The 1,883-nt window shown below is 34.4% G+C and carries 1 protein-coding gene and 1 pseudogene; both read left to right on the forward strand.

The genetic code is table 11. The features are described 5' to 3' along the window. A pseudogene (locus F3G98_RS10525) lies at positions 1 to 594 on the forward strand (hypothetical protein); the annotation flags it as partial. A 3-nt stretch (positions 595 to 597) separates the two neighbouring features. After that, on the forward strand, positions 598 to 1,883 hold a 1,286-nt coding region (locus tag F3G98_RS09305), incomplete at its 3' end, for a thioredoxin reductase (protein ID WP_149726094.1).

Consider the following 1,883-nt stretch of genomic DNA (forward strand, 5'->3'; position numbering starts at 1 on the left):
ATAAGTAGTGGAGGACTAGACTATAACTCATTTATATACTACGACATAGACCACAAGAAAAACAAACTATCTTTTAACCTAGCCTCTAAACTAGCACTAAATAACCTTAGTGCTTATCTATGCTTAGATGAGCTAAGAGGATCTGGTAATGAGATAGATGCAAGGTATTTTAACTATGCTAGAAGTAGATATACTGAATCTGATGTAGAGATAAGGGAGTTAAATTTAGATGTGAAAGAGGAGAAAGAGATATACAATAATTACAAGGATGGCGCATTGCCAAATAAAGCAGCAGGCAAACCAAAATATCCGATAGATGCCTATCAAGAGGCTGCAAATATTATATATAAGCTTAGACTAGGAATTTTTAACACCAACTATGACAATACTCACCGCAACCTATCAAGAGATCTAGTAGAAGCTCTTGATACTATTGGCAACAATAACATAAAGGGTATATATGTGGGGTGTAAGGAGTTCGGATCGTCAGATAGAAAAGACAAGAGCACTCAAACCACATCATCTATCCCACCTCGCCTAGTAGGTCGTCTAGCCACTACCATAGTTATGGAAGATGGTCTATATATAGGATAAGATATGAAGAAAACTATATTTATAACTTTAGTTATTTTAGTAGTAATAGCTTCAGCACTGTTTATCAACAAAGGAAAAACTATGAATAAAGAAAATTTAATGGATAATACTAATACATATACAGTTATAGCTCCAAATGGAATGGAAATACCATTTGATAAAAAGACAAATTTAATGATACCAAACAATGATAATTATAATAAACCTAGGACAAATAGGGAATACTTAGAAATTCAATCCAAGTATCTCTTGGAAGCCCGCTCCATCCTCGACTCATCTCCATATAAAAACTATAAACCCTTATACTATAACCCTAAACCAAATTCTCTAGGTCAAACAGACCATCTATCATTTAAACCATGGCTAGACATTAGCTATAAATCAAGCTCAAATAAACTATCACCTTGGACTAAATCAGAAAAAGCCTACTATGAAAGCTTAAAAGATAAAAGAGATAGATATATCTATCTAGTAAAAAGAAGTAATCTAAAATGCACTATGATAGATATCCCAGATGATGCAATAGGTAGAGTAGATAGTAATGGCAAACTAACAAAGCCAGAGTATGCTGAAATTTATGATGAAGTAAATGCTCACAAAGGCACATTAAAATCAATGCTCTTTTCGGCAGAGTGGGGAATGTGTGCAGGAATACTTGGAGATCCTATGGGATTTTCATATGGAAATGAAGCTGGGTTTAAAGCAAGGGACTATCAAAGAATTTTCTTAGCTGCCCAGCTAGGAGTAGTAAAAGCTTTAGAATATTTAGGTGATCTATTTGAATACCAAACATATAATATAGGTCTAAATACAAATTTACAAATGGCTGAAGAATTTAGAAGACTAGCTAAAAATCCCCCATTAGATGAATATGGAATGATGCCTTATCTTGATGAGATAGTGGGGAATTACTTTGTGATGGATTTTAATAGGGGACTTGCCCTTGATACTGATGGTAGAGTTATGCGGTATTTTAGAAAGCTAGTAGAAGATGAAGGAAAACTACTAGACCCTAGAGACCTTGATGCAAACGAGACTACAAGAGAAGAATTTATGACAAAAATGAAAGATGTCCTAAAAGATGAAATGCTTCCTTTTGACGTAGCTGAACCAGACGATCAAGAATATAGGCAAGTAGTTTTGAATAGAGACATTAATCTATTAGAAGCTAAAATACTAGCTCTAACCCCACCAGAGGGATATCCAAATGCACCATACTACAACACACCAGAAGAGCTAACAAGACTATATGAGGCTGGTAAATTAGATAAAAAGCTAAACCCTCTAAC

The organism is Campylobacter concisus, assembly GCF_902460895.1.
In the GTDB taxonomy this organism is placed as follows: Bacteria; Campylobacterota; Campylobacteria; order Campylobacterales; family Campylobacteraceae; genus Campylobacter_A; species Campylobacter_A concisus_BC.